Origin of the sequence: Winogradskyella sp. ECml5-4 (assembly GCF_036903175.1) — a bacterium.
GTDB lineage: Bacteria > Bacteroidota > Bacteroidia > Flavobacteriales > Flavobacteriaceae > Winogradskyella > Winogradskyella damuponensis.
On record NZ_JAYJLF010000009.1, the window covers coordinates 58877 to 77842 of the forward strand.

Annotated in this window: 17 protein-coding genes; 7 read left to right on the plus strand and 10 right to left on the minus strand. The window is 31.6% G+C overall.

All coding sequences use genetic code 11. From position 1 onward, the window contains the following. Positions 1 to 46 precede the first annotated feature (46 nt). From VDP25_RS10490 to VDP25_RS10520, 7 genes are all read left to right on the plus strand, one after another. The gene (locus VDP25_RS10490; RefSeq protein ID WP_334469521.1) at positions 47 to 865 is read left to right on the plus strand and encodes an enoyl-ACP reductase FabI; all 819 of its coding nucleotides are present in this window, start codon (positions 47 to 49) and stop codon (positions 863 to 865) included. 241 nt (positions 866 to 1106) lie between these two features. Further along, positions 1107 to 3857: a GEVED domain-containing protein gene (locus VDP25_RS10495; protein ID WP_334469523.1), complete on the plus strand. Its 2751-nt coding sequence runs from the start codon at positions 1107 to 1109 to the stop codon at positions 3855 to 3857. A gap of 159 nt (positions 3858 to 4016) precedes the next feature. Further along, positions 4017 to 5024: a glycosyltransferase gene (locus VDP25_RS10500; RefSeq protein ID WP_334469525.1), complete on the plus strand. Its 1008-nt coding sequence runs from the start codon at positions 4017 to 4019 to the stop codon at positions 5022 to 5024. After that, positions 5025 to 5987, plus strand: coding sequence for a YbbR-like domain-containing protein (locus tag VDP25_RS10505; protein WP_334469527.1), 963 nt, complete (start codon positions 5025 to 5027; stop codon positions 5985 to 5987). A gap of 1 nt (position 5988) precedes the next feature. After that, a complete protein-coding gene (gene coaE / locus VDP25_RS10510; RefSeq protein WP_334469529.1) occupies positions 5989 to 6582 on the plus strand; it encodes a dephospho-CoA kinase in 594 nt (197 codons plus the stop codon). A gap of 105 nt (positions 6583 to 6687) precedes the next feature. Beyond that, a complete protein-coding gene (locus VDP25_RS10515; protein ID WP_252723610.1) occupies positions 6688 to 8217 on the plus strand; it encodes a sensor histidine kinase in 1530 nt (509 codons plus the stop codon). 9 nt (positions 8218 to 8226) lie between these two features. Beyond that, complete coding sequence (locus VDP25_RS10520; RefSeq protein ID WP_215924907.1) at positions 8227 to 8934, plus strand: response regulator transcription factor; 708 nt, start codon at positions 8227 to 8229, stop codon at positions 8932 to 8934. Between the two features lie 107 nt (positions 8935 to 9041). Here VDP25_RS10520 and miaA read toward each other — a convergent pair whose 3' ends face one another. The 10 genes from miaA to VDP25_RS10570 form a co-directional block, all read right to left on the minus strand. After that, the gene (gene miaA, locus VDP25_RS10525; protein WP_334469534.1) at positions 9042 to 9962 is read right to left on the minus strand and encodes a tRNA (adenosine(37)-N6)-dimethylallyltransferase MiaA; all 921 of its coding nucleotides are present in this window, start codon (positions 9960 to 9962) and stop codon (positions 9042 to 9044) included. 8 nt (positions 9963 to 9970) lie between these two features. Continuing rightward, positions 9971 to 10861, minus strand: coding sequence for an ion transporter (locus VDP25_RS10530; protein ID WP_334469536.1), 891 nt, complete (start codon positions 10859 to 10861; stop codon positions 9971 to 9973). Between the two features lie 24 nt (positions 10862 to 10885). Further along, complete coding sequence (locus VDP25_RS10535) at positions 10886 to 12832, minus strand: hypothetical protein (RefSeq protein WP_334469538.1); 1947 nt, start codon at positions 12830 to 12832, stop codon at positions 10886 to 10888. Continuing rightward, positions 12829 to 14202, minus strand: a complete 1374-nt coding sequence (locus VDP25_RS10540) for an exonuclease domain-containing protein (protein ID WP_334469894.1) — start codon at positions 14200 to 14202, stop codon at positions 12829 to 12831. The genes VDP25_RS10535 and VDP25_RS10540 overlap by 4 nt, the downstream gene beginning before the upstream one ends. A 90-nt stretch (positions 14203 to 14292) precedes the next feature. Beyond that, entirely contained in the window at positions 14293 to 14952 is a 660-nt protein-coding gene (locus VDP25_RS10545; protein ID WP_334469540.1) for a YggS family pyridoxal phosphate-dependent enzyme, read from the minus strand. A 6-nt stretch (positions 14953 to 14958) separates the two neighbouring features. Next, on the minus strand, positions 14959 to 15180 hold the full coding sequence (locus tag VDP25_RS10550; RefSeq protein ID WP_334469542.1) for a hypothetical protein: 222 nt from the start codon (positions 15178 to 15180) through the stop codon (positions 14959 to 14961). A 3-nt stretch (positions 15181 to 15183) separates the two neighbouring features. Continuing rightward, positions 15184 to 16425, minus strand: a complete 1242-nt coding sequence (locus VDP25_RS10555; RefSeq protein ID WP_334469544.1) for a DUF1015 domain-containing protein — start codon at positions 16423 to 16425, stop codon at positions 15184 to 15186. Between the two features lie 52 nt (positions 16426 to 16477). Then, positions 16478 to 16858 carry a four helix bundle protein gene (locus VDP25_RS10560; RefSeq protein ID WP_334469546.1) on the minus strand — a complete coding sequence of 127 codons (381 nt, stop codon included), beginning with the start codon at positions 16856 to 16858 and terminating at the stop codon, positions 16478 to 16480. A 71-nt stretch (positions 16859 to 16929) separates the two neighbouring features. Then, the gene (locus VDP25_RS10565) at positions 16930 to 17820 is read right to left on the minus strand and encodes a 3-hydroxybutyryl-CoA dehydrogenase (RefSeq protein ID WP_334469548.1); all 891 of its coding nucleotides are present in this window, start codon (positions 17818 to 17820) and stop codon (positions 16930 to 16932) included. Positions 17821 to 17908: 88 nt separating this feature from the next. Next, complete coding sequence (locus VDP25_RS10570) at positions 17909 to 18868, minus strand: Gfo/Idh/MocA family protein (RefSeq protein WP_215924900.1); 960 nt, start codon at positions 18866 to 18868, stop codon at positions 17909 to 17911. Positions 18869 to 18966: the final 98 nt, after the last annotated feature.

Genomic DNA, 18966 nt, shown 5'->3' on the forward strand with positions numbered 1-18966 from the left:
CGCAATTTTTAGACTTTAAAAAACAAACAACTAAAACAATAACCATATGTCATACAATTTACTAAAAGGAAAAAAAGGAATCATATTTGGAGCTTTAGACGAAAACTCTATTGCTTGGAAAACTGCTGAACGTGTACATGAAGAAGGTGGTGCGTTTGTATTAACCAATGCACCTGTTGCTATGAGAATGGGACAGATAGATGAATTGGCAAAAAAAACAGGTTCTCAAATTATTCCTGCAGATGCAACTTCGGAAGCAGATTTACAAAATTTAGTAGAACAATCTATGGAGATTTTAGGAGGTAAAATTGATTTTGTTTTACATTCAATAGGTATGTCTATTAATGTTAGAAAAGGAAAACACTATACAGATCAAAATTATGCATGGACACAAAAAGGAACAGATGTGTCAGCAATGTCTTTTCATAAAGTTATGCAAACACTTTACAAAGCTGATGCCATGAATGAATGGGGAAGTATTGTAGCTTTAACGTATATGGCTGCACAACGTGTATTTCCTGATTATAACGATATGGCAGATAATAAGGCATATTTAGAAAGTATTGCACGTAGCTTTGGCTATTTCTTTGGTAGAGATAAAAAAGTACGAGTTAATACCATTTCGCAATCACCAACACCAACTACAGCAGGTTCAGGTGTAAAAGGTTTTGATGGATTTATAGCTTATGCAGAAAAAATGTCGCCTTTAGGTAATGCAACTGCAATGGATTGTGCAAATTATACTGTGACACTATTTAGTGATTTAACAAAACGAGTAACGCTTCAGAATTTATATAACGATGGAGGATTTAGTAATATGGGGGTCAGTGATGCTGTTATGGAGACCTTTGTAGATAAACAATAAACAACTTAATAAACAATATATTTTTAGCCGTTATGTTAATTACATAGCGGCTTTTTTATTGCTTTTAAAATTCATGAATTTTGACAGTCTAATTGAAGTAAAAGAGTCAATTATTTTAAAATATAGCCTAAATGTTTTTTGTCGGTATTTTCGACATTTCAACGATTTGAAAGTTAAACTAAAAGTTATTCTAAATAATTAACATATTTTTAAAGAATTACTAACTTTAAAATACAATTTTATGAAAAAAATTACGTTTTGCTTATTTGCACTGTGTTGCTTTGCCTTTTCTTGGCAAGGACAGTCGCAAATATTTATTGATGAATCTTTAGATTCAGGGGTTCCTGCTGATTGGACTAACACTTATTATTACTCAAGTACAACTGCAGATTACTTATGTGAAGGTACAGGGAATTTGTATAATAACTTATATTATAACACTTGGTCTGAAGAGGCTTACGATGGCGATTTAACTTCTCCTAATTATTCAGGTATCTCAAATGGGACAGATACAACAGTTGAATTTCAATGGAATGCTAGACCATATTCTACTAATGCAGTAGATTATATTATTTATGTAGAGTATTCAACTAATGATGGTACAGACTGGAATTTAATTTCTTCTTTTGCGGTTACAGAAACAACAGCTTGTACGCAATACTCTGAAGTAATACCTGCGGCTAGTCTGCCAAGCGGATCAGATTTTAAATTTAGAGTAAGAGGTGAGTGGGTATCTGGTGATAGTTATTTTTACTTAGATAATATTTATGTTACTCAGGCTATTAGCTGTCCTCAACCTTCTGATTTAACAGTTTCTAACTTAGAATCAACGCAAGCAGTTTTATCTTGGGTAGAAAATGGTTCTGCATCTTTATATAACGTTGAAGTTGTATTAGCTGGAGACGCTCCAACTGGTAGTGCAACTGATACTGGTGTTGCAAACTCATTTACTAAAACTGGTTTAACTGCAGATACAGCATATGAATTTTATGTGCAAGCAGATTGTACAGGTGGTGATGTAAGTGCATGGGTTGGACCTGAATATTTTTACACAGGATATTGTGTTCCTGAATCTACAAATCCTGGTACCTATACAGATTCATTTACTGTAACGGGTGCTTTAATGGATACTTCAACAAGTGAAACAGGTTATACAGGCACTGGATACGCAGATTATTATGATACAAATACAATTGAAAGCTTCGAAGGAGGTGCGTTTGATTTTTCTGCAGAAATTGTAGGTGGAACAGCTGGTTATGCTGTTTGGGTAGATTGGAATAATGATTTTATATTCGATGCTGACACAGAAACCGTTTACAATACAACAAGTTATGATAATGGTCCATTTGAAGCTACAATAGCCGTGCCAAGTGGAACAGCTATGGGTGACTATAGACTTAGAACGATGGTAGATTATAATGATAGTAACCCTAATGATGATGCCTGTGCCTTTGGTTCTGGAAGAGGTGAGGTAGAAGATTATAAATTATCTATTATAGCTGCGCCTACCGATGCAATGGACTTTAACAATGTACAGTGGGTAACTGATGGTACTAATGGTAGTGATACATCTTTATCTGTTAACGCTGGTACAGCCGTAACAGTATATGCTAAAGGCTACGAAGCTGGTGTTACAGATGCAGCAGGTGCAGGTGCAGGTGTTGAATGTTGGATTGCAATTAATAACGAGAATACTGACCCTGCAACGTGGGACAACGCACTATGGAAAGTTGCTACATATAGCAGCGATTCAGGTAATGATGATGAATATGAATATACGACTTCGGATACTCAACCTGGTACAAACTATGTAGCAGCAAGATGGCGTTTAAATAACGCAGCTTATACTTATGGAGGTTTCAATGGCACTTGGGATGGGACTAACAATGTAAGTATCGAGCTTGTTGTAGATCCGGTAGCTAATGATGATTGTGCAGGAGCAATTGCATTAACTGTAAATGAAGATTTTGATTGTGCAGTAACTACGGCTGGTACAATTCAATTTGCTACCGCATCAGGTGAAGATGAAGCGACATGTAATGGTACTGAAAATGATGATGTATGGTTTTCTTTTGTGGCAACAGCAGAATCTCATAAAATTAGTTTATTAAATGTAACAGGTACTCCAACTGATTTATACCATTCTGTTTGGTCAGGATCTTGTGGGACACTTACAAACGTAAACTGTAGTGATAATAATAACAGTACTGTAACAGGATTAACGGTAGGTGAAACTTATTTATTAAGAGTAAATTCATATGGTACAGCAGCTAATCCAACGACAACTTTTGATATTTGTATTGGAACACCACCACCACCACCAGCTAATGATGATTGCGAAGGTGCAGTAGTATTAACTGTTGAAAATGAAATTACTGATTTAGCTTCTGCAACACAAATATCAGGAACTATTGCTAGTGCAACCGACTCAGGTATTGCAGCTTGTGCAGGTAGTAATGCAAATGATGATGTTTGGTATAGTTTTGTAGCAACTTCAACAGCTGCTAATATTGATGTAACTGATGATTTTGATGGGGTAGTTGAATTATTTAGTGGCGCTTGTGGTAGTTTAGTCTCAATTGAATGTGATGATTATGATTCTACATATGCTAACCCAAGAATTAGTCGTACTGATTTTGTGGTAGGTGAAACTTACTTTGTAAGAGTATTTTATTATAGTGCAGGCCCAACGTCTACACCAAATTTCACAATAGCCTTATGGTCTCCAGATGAAGCGTTAAGTGTAAACAATTTTGAAACTGAAGCAGCATTCTCTTATTTTCCAAACCCAGTTAAAAATACATTAACATTAAATGCTAAAAATACCATAGAGCAAGTGGCAATGTATAATATGCTAGGACAAGAAGTATTAAGAGCGACTCCTAACTCAGTAGATAGTGATTTAGATATGTCTAGCTTACAAACAGGTACTTATTTTGTTAAAGTAACTATTGCAAACGTTACAGAAACAATAAGAGTGATTAAGCAATAAGTTTAATCAACATATAATTACAGAAAAGCCGCTATTTTAGCGGCTTTTTTTATTTAAAACCAAGTCTTCAATGCGTCATTTTTATTAAATGGTGGTCTATGCATTTAAAGCTCATGTAACTATTAAAAGTTGCGCTTGGTTTATTTATCTTTGTTACCTATGAATGACATTGATTTTTCCTTTATTATTCCAGTTTATAATAGACCAGATGAAATTAAAGAACTCCTAGAGAGTTTTTTAAATTTTAAAGGTCATCGTAGTTATGAAATTGTCATTGTAGAAGATGGGTCTACAGAAACTTCAGAAAACATAGTTGAGCAATTTAGTAATCATCTAAATATTTCATACTATTTTAAACCAAATTCAGGTCCAGGTGACTCTAGAAACTTTGGTATGACAAAAGCAAAAGGAAGCTATTATATTATTTTAGATTCAGATGTTTTGTTGCCGTCAAATTATTTAATAGAAGTTGAAACGTTTTTAAATGCATCTTATTACGATTGCTTTGGTGGGCCAGACGCGGCGCATTCGTCGTTTACTAATCTGCAAAAAGCCATTAATTTTGCTATGACTTCGTTTATAACAACAGGCGGTATTAGAGGCGGAAAACAAAAGCTTGAAGATTTTCAGCCAAGAAGTTTTAATATGGGATTGTCTAAAAAAGCATTTTTAGCTTCTGGTGGTTTTGGAAAAATTCATCCAGGTGAGGATCCCGATTTGTCATTACGTTTACACCAATTAGGCTTTAAAACTGCGCTAATTGAAACGGCTTTTGTTTATCATAAACGCCGGGTCTCTTGGTCTAAGTTTTATACTCAAGTTTACAAATTTGGTATGGTAAGACCAATTCTTAATCAATGGCATCCTAAATCTAAAAGTTTAGTGTATTGGTTTCCTACTTTATTTAGTTTAGGGATAATTGTTTCAATTATATTGGCATTATTACATATAAATTTGCCATTATATCTTTATGGTTTATATTTTACTTTAGCTTTTGTAATGGCTTTAATTTCAACCCGAAGCATCAGTGTAGCGTTTCAGGCTTTATTTGCTATAATTATTCAGTTTGTAGGCTATGGTTATGGTTTTTTAAAGTCTACATTTAACCTAGTTGTTTTGGGTAAGCACCCAGAAGAGGCATTTCCACAACTTTTTTTTAAAGTATAAATGAATTCTAAGAAAAAAATAAACATATTAGACTATTTAAAAAAGAAAAGCGTTAAGCGTTTTAGTCTGTTCTTTGCCATTGCATTTGTGTTTTTAATTATTTCTAAGTTATCTAACGATTATAAACAGACAATACAACTAAAAGTGAATTTAGTCGATTTTGAAGATGAAATTTTGTTAGAAAATGACTCGATTAATTATATTAATGCGTATGTAGAGGCTAAAGGCTTTTCATTAGTGCCGCTAATGTTTAATAGTTATAGAGGGCTTGTTTTAAACGCAAAAAAAGATGTGACTGTAAAATCCAATCATTTTTTGTTCGATGTACAAAAGCATAAATATTTAATAGAAGATCAATTAGGTCATTCCTATAAATTACTTTCTGTTTTACCAGATACACTTTTAATTTCATTTTCTAAGAGAGCTTCAAAAATGGTTCCTATAACTTTAAAACAGACTATTAATTATGCTGTAGGTTATGATTTAAAAGGGGAACTTAAATTTGATAAAGACAGTGTAAAAATCGTAGGTTCAACTTCTGAGGTCGACAAAATTACTCATATTAATACTGAGAATTTAACCCTTAATAATGTTAAAAACAATATTGAAAAAAACGTAAATTTAGATATTTCAGGTTTTGAAAATATTGAAATATTTCCAAAGTCAATTTCCGTATCAGGAGAGGTTGCTAGATTTACAGAAGGCATTGTAGAAGTTCCTGTTACTATAACCAATCAGCCCAAGGATGTTACAATTAATTATTTTCCAAAAACAGTTAGTGTTTCTTATTATGTAGATTTAGAAAGCTATAACGCTATCAAAGCTTCAAATTTTAAATTAGAATGTGATTATACAGACTTAAATGCAAACCAAACGTATTTAGTACCTAAAATAGTAAAGAAGCCAGCGTCTGTAAAACATGTTAATATAAAACAGAAACGAATAGATTTTATAAAGTTATAAGATGATAGTAGTAGGATTAACAGGTGGAATAGGAAGTGGGAAAACAACGGTTTTAAAGTGTTTTCAATCGTTTGGAGTACCAGTTTATATTGCAGATGTCGAAGCCAAAGCTTTAATGAATCGTTCTAAAATTATTAAAAGAAAACTTATTCAGTTGTTTGGTGACGCTGCTTATGTAGATGATACATTAAATAGACCGTATTTATCTTCAAAAATTTTTAACGACAAGACCTTACTCTCTAAAATGAATGCGATTGTACATCCAAAAGTTGCATCGCATTTTAAACGTTGGCTAAAAAAGCAGGATTCACATTATGTTATAAAAGAAGCCGCTATTATTTTTGAAAACCACCTTGAAAATCAATACAATTACATTATCACAGTAGTTGCAGATGAAGATCTACGAATACAACGTGTAATGAGGCGAGATAATACTTCAGAAGAAAAGGTGAAATCAATTATTAAGAATCAATTGTCTGATAAAGAGAAAATTGAAAAGTCAGATTTTGTAATTACAAATAATGATTTGGAATCAGCAAAAAAGCAAGCTTTAGAAATTCATCAGCAAATACTTCAAGATATTAACAAAAAATAAAAGAATTTCTTTTGTTAATGTAAGGTTAAACCTAATTTGTACTAAATGTTAAAATGTTAAATTTGACTGATGGGTAAAAAATTATTTGTCTTATTGATAGTCTTAATGAGTTTATCTCTCATTGGAATAATTTTTGTGCAATCATTTTTTATTAATAATAGTTTAGAAAATGAGGACAAAAATTTTACACTAAGTGTAAAACGAGCTTTAAGTTTTGTGTCTAATTCAATTGAAGAAATGGAGTTAAGAGATGCATTTTCAAAGCTTCAACCTCACTTAAATAAAGACACTAAAGTAGATTCGGTAAAAATAAGACAGCTTTTTATTACATCAGAAGATGATTTAAATGACCTCACTATAATAAATCGTAATACGGTTTTAGAAGAGCGTCTTAAAGTCCCTTCGTTGTTCTTTGAAATTGATGCAGACAGTTTTAACATTAGTAAATTAACTAATGAGCGTGTTAAAGAAGTTTATAGTAATTCCAGTTTAGATGGTAATACCTCTATAAAACCTATGCAACGATTGGTCGAGATTTCATCTATGCCAATTATTGAAAAGCAAATGTATGAAGATGTTATAAAGGAGTATTTAAAAGATATTCCAATTTATAAACGTGTTACGACTAAACAAGTTGAAGCTTTCTTAAAAAGAGAACTGAAGGATGAAGGCATAGATTTAAATTTTGAGTTTGCTATTTATGATGATGATTTAGCAACAAAGGTGCAAACCCAAAATTTTGAAAAAGAAAAGGCTTATGGTATTCCTGTGTTTTTAGACAATAATAAAGAGAGTAATTATAATCTTTGGGTCGATTTTCCGGATAGAAAAAAGTATTTAATATCCTCTGTACTAAAGATGGGATTTTTGTCTATACTATTTACAAGTATTATTATCATAGCTTATGCTAGTGCGATTTATCAATTAATAAAGCAACGACAAATATCACAGATAAAAACAGACTTTATTAATAATATGACACATGAGTTTAAAACGCCAATTGCAACTATCAATTTAGCATTAGACTCTATAAAAAACCCTAAAATAATTAATGACCAAGAAAAGGTGAAACGTTATTTAGGAATGATAAAAGAAGAAAATAAGCGTATGCATGCTCAAGTAGAAAATGTATTGCGTATTTCTAAATTAGAAAAAAACGAACTTAATATTAGTAAGGAACATATAGAATTACACGACTTAGTAGAAGATGCTATTACACATGTAGAATTAATAGTTGAAGATCGTAAAGGCTATGTGAAAATGCATTTAAACGCTGCTGAGTCATCAGTTTTAGCAAACGAGACACATTTTACAAATGTGATTGTTAATATATTAGATAATGCTATTAAGTATTCAGATGATGCACCAAAAATAGATGTGTATACTGAAAACGTAGGAAATAATATTATTGTAAAAATAGCAGATCAAGGTAATGGAATGTCAAAAGCTGTTGCCAAACGTGTGTTTGAAAAATTTTATAGAGAACACACAGGTAATGTGCACAATGTAAAAGGACATGGCTTAGGTTTAGCCTATGTAAAAAGAATAGTAGAAGACCATCAAGGTCATATATCAGTAGAAAGTGAAAAAGGAAAAGGCAGTACTTTTATTATAAAAATGCCGTTAATATCTTAAAAACGAATTATGGAAGAACAAAACAAGAAAATTCTTTTGGTAGAAGACGATCCAAATTTTGGAACCGTTTTAAAAGATTATTTAATGATGAACGATTACGACGTTGTCCATGCCAAAAATGGAATGGAAGGTTTTGAAAAGTTCAAAAAAGACGATTACGATCTTTGTATATTAGATGTGATGATGCCTTATAAGGATGGCTTTACATTAGCTAAAGAAATTCGCGAAAAAAACACAGACGTTCCTATTATTTTCTTAACCGCTAAAGCGATGAAAGAAGATGTATTAAAAGGTTATAAAGTAGGAGCAGACGATTACCTTAATAAACCTTTTGATAGTGAGGTTTTATTAATGAAAATTAAAGCTATAATTCAGCGTAAGGCAACAGATACGGTTGCAGATAGCAAACAATTTGAATTTAAAATTGGACGTTTTGATCTCAATTCAAAACTTCGTTTCTTAAAGTTCGATGGAGGTGAACCTTCAAAATTATCGCCAAAAGAAAACGAGTTGTTACGTTTATTGGCATTGCATGAAAATGATTTAATGCCTAGAGAATTAGCACTGACTAAAATATGGAGAGATGATAATTATTTTACCTCTCGTAGTATGGATGTGTATATTGCTAAATTGCGTAAATATTTAAAACCAGATCCTAACGTAGAAATTTTAAATATTCACGGAGAAGGCTTTAGGTTGGTTATTAACAACAAATAAGTTTTATATCCTTTTTTATACCTCGAAAAAAATCCAGTTTATTACGCTGGATTTTTTTGTGATGGATATTATGTAATTACTCATTCTTACTAACTAAATGGTAATGATTACTTTTGGTGATTAGATGTAATATATTGTATAATAGCGTTAGCGTCAGTTTTATAATCAAACCATTTAATTGCGTCATCTTTTCTAAACCATGTGAGTTGTCGTTTGGCAAAACGTCTGGTATTCTTTTTAATTTCAGAGACAGCAAAATCTAGAGAGTCATTACCTTCAAAGTATTCAAATAACTCTTTGTAACCAACAGTATTTAGTGCATTAAGATGCTTTTTTGGTAATAGAGCTTTTGCTTCTTCTAATAATCCGTTTTCAATCATTAGATCTACACGTTGGTTAATTCTATCATAAATAACAGAACGTTCAGCATTTAAGCCAATACTAATGGTCTTAAAGTCTCGATTTTTTTCAGGATTGGTAAGAAAAGAGGTATATGGTTTTCCTGTACCAATACAAATTTCTAGAGCTCTAATAACACGTTGTGGATTGTCTACTGCTATAGTTTTAAAAGCCTCTGGATCTAAAACGTTGAGTTGTTCTTGTAAAGTATTTAAACCCTCTTTTTCTAGTTGAAGATTAAGGTTTTCTCTAATATTAGAATCAACTTCAGGAAAATAGTCTAAGCCTTTTGTTACAGCTTTTACATATAATCCAGAACCTCCAACCATGATTACAATAGGGTTGTCTTTATGTAATTCTTTTATTTTAGAAATGGCATCGCGTTCAAAATCACCAACATTATAATTTTCATCTATAGATTTATGCTGAATAAAATGATGTGGTGCAGCATTTAGTTCTTCTACGGAAGGTACAGCAGTTCCAATAGACATTTCTTTGTAAAATTGTCGAGAGTCTGCAGAAATAATTTTAGCTTTAAAATGTTGGGCAAGTTTAATACTTAATGCTGTTTTTCCAATCGCAGTTGGACCAACAACGGAAATGACAATTTTGGGATATATTTTAGGCATTATTTAATCTACAATAAAGGATTGAGTTCATTTCCACAATTATAGCAATAATCTGAATTATCTTTGTGGTCTGATGCATGACAATTTGAGCAATGTTGCGAATTGAGGTGAATAGTAATATTGTCAGATGGATTATTTCCATTAGTTTTTAATGCTTCATTTTCGGCATCTTCTTTTTGACCACTTCTAACATATTCTGCAGAAACAATCCCTGTAGGTACTGCAATAATACCGTAACCTAAAATCATGATAAAAGTTGTAATAAATTGTCCTAGAGGTGTTTGTGGGGCGATATCTCCAAATCCAACAGTAGTTAATGTTACTACACACCAATAAATACTTTTTGGTATGTTGTCAAAACCATTGGCTTCTCCTTCTACTAAATACATAATAGTTCCAAAAATGACCGAAGTAATCATTACAGCAAATAAGAAAACCATAATTTTTACACGACTTGCAACTAACGATGCTTTTAGGTGATTTGATGCTCCTAGATATCTAGCCAATTTTAAAATTCTAAAGACCCTTAGTAACCGTAATGCCCTTAAGGTGACTAAAGCTTGGGAACCAACAAAAAAGAAAGATAAATACATTGGTATGGTTGATAAGAAATCGATGATTCCAAATGAACTAAATATATATTTGAATGGTTTTTTTACTGAAATTATTCTTAAAATATATTCAATAGAAAATAATATGGTTACAACCCACTCACCAATATATAAGAGTTCGTGGTACTTTTTATCTATGCTAACGACACTTTCTAGCATAACCAGTACAATACTAACCAATATGAATATTAACAACAGTATATCAAAAAGCTTTCCAGAAGGAGTATCAGCTTCATAGATAACTTCATGTATTCTATTTTTCCAATTATGTTTTTGATTCGATATCATATTCTAAATGTACGAAAAGTTAAATTATATCTTTTCAAATACTATTACCGAGTTATTTTGAGCTTCAACAACCTTGTCCATAAATGTTTTTAAATGTTCGTAATATTCAGGTGGATATATATTGCCATTGAATTTTACTTTAAAATACACCAATACCTCTTTATCGTTAGTGTTAACATTATATACTACACTACCTAAATTTTGAGGCAAAGCATACTGTATTGGTAAAGGAGTATCCACAATTTTTATAGAATCATTAAGTTCAATTTTTATAATAAAAGTGTAGATATCTTTGTAGCCAAAATCTATAGGGTATGTTCTTTCTTGTAGCTTAAATGGATTTTCTTCGAAGAATTTTATTATAAATGGATTTAAATATATTTTATTACCAATAAATTCAGGTTCAATAGAAAATTGAATATGCTCACTAAAATTTGACTTAGTTTTATCAAAATCTATAATACTATGCTCACTAATTGAAATGTCTTTATAATTATTTGATTTCCTCTCTAAATATACAACTTCATTTTCACTAAATTGTTTTTTAGGTTGATGTGAGTGATAATTTGAAAAATCACTCTTTAAATTACCTAAAAATACATCGTCTTTAAATGCGGTTAACTCTATTCTATGGGTTTGCGAAGAGTAATTGTTTATAGTTATTGGTTCCCAATAACTGCCATTTTCAAAATCAATTAATCGTCCATATTGGTTTAAGCATTTAAAAGGAAGTTCTCCAAATGATAGGTAAGGATCAGTAGCATCTAATAAGAAATCTTTATCATTTATTGTTGATTTTAGAATAACGTAGTTAAAGTCTGTTAGAACTGGGTGAATTTTGGTTGCAAAACCATTTTCTCTTGTAGACAATAAAATAGGAAATGTTTTAATCCCTTCATTTGATAATAGATTTTCAAGTAATAAATTAATTTCAAAAGCACTACCAACTTTTTCTTTTAGTAAATTTTTTATAGAGACATCATAACGTTGCGATTTGCCGTTCCATTTATAATTCTCTAGTACAAATTGATATATGGCATTGGCTTTAGTTAAATTGTCTTTTATTGAAGAGATAGATTCAGGTAATACATCTTTAACAATACTTTTTTTACTAATTTGTTTACCAAAATCTGAATTTGTTTTTAACTCTTTATCTACTGCTTTCCACGTTTTAGTGCGTTTGTCAACACTACCATCAAATCCCTTGACAACACTTAATTCGTATTCAATTCTTGCAGTATAATTTAAAGGAGTTGTTGTAAATGCTTCTGTTTTGTATGCAGGTATGTTTTTCATTATATATTTTGAAGTGGCGCAATCTGCAAAAATATCACCACCTAGACTAATGCATTTTCTATCTATACCCATGACGTGTTTGTCTAATGGTAATGTGCCTACGAGTTTTGTGTGGTATATATAATTACCAGGAATACTTGTATTGTACTCGCTATATAAAATAGGATCTGTACCTTGAAAATACCAAGGTTGAAACTTAGATATAAATGGAGAACGCGTTTCGTAACTTACCGTTATTACACTGCCTACTTTTACATTAGGTAAAACAAATTTTACGAGTGTAAATTTTTCGTTTTCTTCTTTAAAAATAGCCTCTTTTGTAAGTGTTGTTTTTACAATTTCATCATTTTTAAGATTATACGTTATGCCTTCTATGTTTCTAATTGTTTCCTCTGATTTCTTACTTTTATATAGTTTTATTTCAAATTCACCTCTTTCAACTCCTTCAGGTCTTAATATTTTAATTTTTTGTTTTAGCTGTACAGTTAGCAAAAATGTTTTTTTGTTTATAAAACTGTTTCCATAATCATAAACAACCAATGCGTTTGCAGTAGAGTCTTTTGCATAAGAGGTGTTTTTTAAATCTGATTTAAAAACCTGCATTGCAGAGTAATAGTCTTGAGAGAAACCTATACAAGAAATAGAAATGGCGACAATTAAGAATTTTAATTTCATGAGTGTTTATTTAAAGGTATGACTTTAAGTCTTTTATTTCTTCTCATATAACTCTGAATAATATGCTGCGTGTCTCTGTTGTTTTCCATTGGAGTTATAAGAGAGTCCAAAATAGCTCTGTTATTTATTTGATGGTTTAAATCAAAAAAGCCCATTCCTTTAAATATACCATTTTCTATTAAAAACACGCTTTTTTCTTCTATAGCTCTCCCTTTATCGATAATTAGCATGTTTTTATTAGCATAACTATACTTTTCTATTAATGAATTTACCCTTTTGTTATAGGCATCAACAGGCTCTTCATTAATACATGCTCCAGAACATTCTTTTACTTCATATTTAAAACAACTTGTTTTTGTGTTGTATAAACCGGTGAGTTTTTGGCATAGATTAAATTCCTCGACAGCTTTAAAGAGAAAGTGTTTACCACTTGTTCTTGTACTAAAGGTTGTAATAGGCATTTCTTCTCTGTTAGATTTATCAATAAAAAGATTTATATAGCCATTTTTATCTGTAAAGCTGTAAAGGGCATGGGTAAAAATGGTTCTTCTTAAAGCTCTATTAAAGATGGGTTTATTTGCTTTTATTTCTGCACTTTCTTTTAATAAAGCCGCGAGTTCGCTTCCTGTTTTTTCGTAGGTAACAGTACTAACTAATTTTTGAATTTTTTTAGACTTAGAGTTCTTACCTGTAAAATGCTGAATAATTCGTTTTCTAATATTTTTACTTTTTCCAATATAAATAATTTCACCTTCTGTATTATGAATATAGTACACTCCTGTATCTGAAGGCAATCCTTCTATAATTGTTGTAAGGTTGGTTGGAATATTAGATTTTTGTTCAATTTTAACAGCATCTCTAATAATAACTTTTTCTAAATCTTTGTTTAATAACATTTTAAACAACTTTACAGTGGCCATTGCATCTCCATTGGCTCTATGTCTATCACTCATAGGAATACCTAATGCTCGTGTTAGTTTGCCTAAACTATAGGATTCCATATCAGGAATGAGTTGTTGAGATAGCTCAACCGTGCAAAGTGTTTTTCGTTTAAAAGGAAAGCCTAAACGTTTAAATTCGGTTTTAAGAATTCGGTAATCAAAAGAAGAGTTGTGGGCTACAATAATACAATCTTCAGTTATTTCAACAATACGTTTTGCAACTTCGTAAAATTTTGGTGCGTTTTTAAGCATATTAGAATTTATGCCTGTAAGATTAACTACAAAAGGTTGAATTTCCCGTTCGGGATTTACCAAAGAAATAAATTGGTCAGTTACTTTATGACCATCAAATTGGTAAATTGCAATTTCAGTGATGCCTTCTTCATTGTACTTTCCACCTGTGGTTTCTATGTCTAGTATTGCGTAGATAGCGTTAAGTATTTTACGTTTTTACGAACAGAGTTAAGCAGTCTTTATAATTCTAAAGACAGCTTTGTTATACTTTTTTCGGGTAACGTGTTAATTATAATTTCGAAAACCAAATATACTACTTCCAACGCGAATCATGGTGCTTCCGCAATCAATAGCTAATTTATAGTCTCCACTCATTCCCATACTAATGGTTTTAAGTTCAGGGTGTAGTTGTTTAAGTCTTGTAAATGTGTGACTTAGGCTTTTAAATTCTTTTTTTATCTGATTTGTGTCATCAGTAAATGTGGCCATTCCCATTAAGCCAACAACTTTAATATGCTTTAATTCAGAAAACTCATTGGATTTTAGTAGGTTTGAAGCATCTTCGGCAGACATCCCAAATTTGCTGTCTTCTTCAGCGATTTTAATTTGAAGTAAACAGTCTATTATTCTATCGTGTTTTTGGGCTTGCTTATTAATTTCATTCAGTAATTTGAAGCTTTCTACACCATGAATTAGGCTTACAAATTCAGCCATATATTTTACCTTATTTCGCTGAACATGTCCTATCATGTGCCATTCAATATCTTTTGGCATTTGTTCATGCTTTTCTGCCATTTCTTGGATTTTATTTTCTCCAAAAATGCGTTGTCCAGTATTATAGGCTTCCATTAAATCACTGATTGGTTTCGTTTTTGAAACGGCTACAAGTGTAACGTGCTCAGGTAAGGTTGATTTAATTTTTAATAGGTTTTCTTGTATAGACATAATTATTTAATCTCTAGTTAGTGCATAGTATATAACATATAGCCAACTGAATATTCCGTGTAAAATTGCCCATAGAATTGATTTATTTCTGTCCCATGAGATTACAACAGCAATAACACTACCTAAGCCAACTCCACTTTTTATAACGGTATCAGAGCCTTGGTTTTGAGAAAAGCAGGCGAAGCTAATACTTATAAAAAGTAATAATAATATATATTTTTTAGTCATAATTTAATATTCATAAATAGTGATTCCACTTCTCAACTTCGGAAGAATGTAAGTGCTTTTAGGTGGCATTGTTAAACCATCGTCTGCAATTTGTTTCATTTGTTCTACATTAGACGGACACATACCAAAACCAACCTTAAACTTTCCACTATCTACACTGCTTTTTATAGTAATCATGTCGTGTTGCCCATTAACGTATGAAATACGACTATCATCTCGTAAATCATCAATACCTAAAATTGGTTGAAGTATGGTTTTGTATAACAATTGTGCATCTAATTTATCTAAGGATGTTTTAAATTCATAGCTTGTTTTTCGTAAATAAAGGGAGTAAAACTCACCATCTAAATACATACTAAAATGATGTGGTTTGGATGGTTTGTAAGGCATTAGTCCTCTGTTTTCAATACGATAAAAAGTATCTAGTTTAATTAAAAACTCTTCCTTGGTTAAACCGTTTAAATCTTTAATAAGTCTATTAAACTCGTGTATTACTAAATCCGATTCTGGAATTAAATACGACATAAAAAAGTTATAAGACTCACAGTCTTTATGATTGGTGTTCTTTTCTTTTTCATCTTTAAATAATAAGTATGACGACGCAGATCTATGGTGACCATCAGCAATATAAATTGTGCCCATTTTTTCAAATTCTTTTTGAATGGTAGCAATGGTCTTTTTTTTATCTATTTTCCATAAATAATGCGTGTCTCTGTAAGTCATAGTAAACTCAAACTCGGCATGTAGTGTGTTTTGAGTATCTGCTATAATGTGTGCAATAACCGCATTGTCAGGATAGGTGAGTAGCACTGGTTCTGCATTAAAGCCAACCGTTTGTAGATAACTTTTAAACGTTTCTTCGCGTTTGGCTATTGTGTCTTCATGCTTTTTTATAATGTCATTTTCATAATCTTCTGCGCTAGTAGCCGCAATAATGCCACTAAATTCTTGTCCATGCCGATTTACTATTTTATAAACATAGAATGATGGCTTTTCATCTTGAACAAAAACACCCTCTTCTTTAAATTCTAAATATCTATTTTTAACCAACCTATAACGTTCTTCACCTGTAACTTCTTGATCGTATTTATAACCAGGATTTACAATATGTAGAAAGCTATATGGGTTATAAGACATTCGAGATTCTCGTTCATCAACTGTATAGCTTTGATAAGGGCGCGCAGCAACAAGACCAACAATTGCTCTTGTAGGTCTTACGGCTTTGAATGGGACTATTTTTGGCATGTTTTAAGTAAAAAGTGCTGAGTAAAAAGTGAGAGTTCTTTTTTAGGTAATTTCACTTTAAATTAAGATTCGCTTGAACCGAATTTTTAGGATTCAGTATCATATAGTTTAATAAATTTGCTTTGTCCTGTGATTCTTTCAATAAGTTGTTGTAGCTTTCATTTGAAATATAGTCACAAGCTAAAGCAAATTCTAGCCAAGTTTGTGTTTCTCCATTTTCAGCATCGCAATCTGTAAGTTTACTAATAAAGTGTTTCGGATAGCGTCGTTTTCGATAGGCTTCAGGTAAATTAGCACAAACACTTCGAGAAGACCTTCTAATTTGACCCGTAAGTGAATACGTTTCTTCTTTAGGAAATTTTTTAGAAAGATGAAATATGTCCATTGCTAATTTAAAACCTTTTTTATAAGCCAATAAATCTTGTACTTTCATTAATTACTGTATTAATTGAGTAATCATACTTCAAACTTCAAACTTCATTCAGCCTTTACACTTTACACTTTTTACTTCAAAAACTGCCCAGCAACCTTCTCAGCCTTTCGACTTTCAGCATAATCGTAAAACCCTTCACCAGATTTAACACCTAATTTTCCTGCCATTACCATATTAACTAATAAAGGACAAGGTGCATATTTAGGGTTTTTAAAGCCATCGTACATCACATTAAGAATGGATAAACAGACATCTAAACCAATAAAATCGGCCAATTGTAAAGGACCCATTGGATGTGCCATCCCTAATTTCATAACTGTATCTATTTCTTCAACACCTGCAACTCCGTTGTAAAGCGTTTCAATAGACTCGTTTATCATTGGCATTAAAATACGGTTAGCCACAAAGCCAGGATAATCATTCACCTCGGTTGGTACTTTACCCAAAGTTTTAGAGAGTTCCATAATAGTAGAAGTAACGTCATCACTTGTATTGTAGCCTCTAATAATCTCTACCAATTTCATAATTGGTACAGGGTTCATAAAATGCATGCCAATAACTTTGTCAGGTCTAGAAGTAACTGCTGCAATTTGCGTTATTGAAATTGAAGATGTATTTGTAGCTAAAATGGTATTTTCATTACAAATCTCACTAAGTTGTTTAAAGATTTTTAGTTTTAAATCGATATTTTCTGTTGCAGCTTCAACAACTAAATCGGCATTTTTTACACCTTCTTCTGTATTTGTAAAAGTTGTAATTTTTCCTAAAGTTTCAGTTTTATCTGATGCGCTAATTTTTTCTTTAGCGACCATACGATCTAAGTTTTTGGCAATAGTATCCATGCCGCGTTTTAAAGACGCTTCACTAATATCAATAAGTTGAACGTTAAATCCTGATTGTGCAAAAGTATGGGCAATTCCATTACCCATAGTTCCTGCGCCTATAACTGCTATGTTTTTCATTAAAAAATTTAATTTTTATTCCTGTAAAAACAGGAATCTGTTAATCTAATATTTATCTGATTTGATAAGATTTTTGCTTTAAAGAGTGCTAGAACTGATTAATAATCATATTGGCAACTCTTAAAGCTTCAGTACCATCATGTAAAGTTACAATTGGCTTTGTATTGTTATTTATGGCATCTGCAAATGTTTCTAGTTCGTCTAGAATAGCATTATTGTTTGCTATATCTGGATTATCAAAATAGATTTGTTTTTTAATGCCTTCTGCATTTTGTAGTATCATATCAAAATCACCTGGATTTTCTGGTGCATCTTTCATTTTAACCACTTCACACTTCTTTTCAAGAAAGTCTACAGAAATGTAAGCGTCTTTTTGAAAGAAACGGGTTTTACGCATATTCTTTAAAGAAATTCGACTTGCGGTTAAATTAGCAACACAACCGTTTTTAAATTCTATACGTGCATTGGCAATATCTGGTGTTTCACTAACTACTGAAACTCCACTTGCAGAAATATGTTTAACAGGAGATTGAACAACACTTAAAATAATGTCAATATCATGAATCATTAAATCTAAAACTACAGGTACATCTGTACCACGAGGATTAAATTCCGCCAGTCTATGACATTCTATAAACATCGGATTTACAATCTGATTTTTAACTCCTATAAATGCAGGATTAAAGCGTTCTACATGGCCAACCTGACCTTTTACTCCGTGTTCAGCAACCAAAGTTCTAATGGTTTCGGCTTCTTCAACAGTGTTGGTGATTGGTTTTTCTATAAAAATATGCTTTCCTTTTTTTATGGCTTGTTTCGCACAATCATAATGCGAAAGCGTTGGAGTTACAATATCTACAACATCTACGGCATCTATTAATTCGTCAATAGAATCGAAGTAGGTATAGCCAAACTCTTTAACTACACGTTCTGCATTTTCTGCATCTGCATCATAAAAGCCAACAAGGTCATATTTATGGGATTGATTAAGTAGTCTTAAATGAATTTTACCAAGGTGACCAGCACCAAGAACACCAACTTTGAGCATGTTTTTCTGTTTTTAACAAAAATAGTCGTTTTCGTTCAGAAATTGAAAAAAGAAAATATAAAATACTACGAAATTAATAAGTGTCTAGATTTCAAAGA